Here is a 252-nt window from a genome sequence, read left to right as displayed (position 1 = left end):
AATCGATCAAGTTTGACGTGGGCAAGATGAACCCGCTGAAAGGCCTGAAGCGTATTGTGGCTGGCCAGGCGTGGGCCGAACTGTTTAAGGGCATCCTGAAGGCAATAATCGTCGGCTGCGTCACCTGGTTTTACCTGCGCAGCCACTGGCCTGAGATGCTGCGTCTGATCAGCGAATCACCGTTCAGCGCGCTGGGCCACGGCCTGAATATGATCGCCGTCTGCGGGCTGCTGATTCTGCTTGGGCTGATTC

Annotated in this window: 1 protein-coding gene; it reads left to right on the top strand. The window is 57.5% G+C overall.

Annotated features, from left to right (window positions below; genetic code table 11):
* A partial coding sequence (locus AC3II9_RS22145; protein WP_489158889.1) for an EscU/YscU/HrcU family type III secretion system export apparatus switch protein occupies positions 1 to 252 on the top strand: 252 nt, incomplete at both ends.

This window comes from Lysinibacillus sp. RU7 (genome assembly GCF_057837305.1).
Note: the sequence above shows the minus strand (reverse complement) of the source record. Positions and strands in the feature narration are given on the sequence as shown.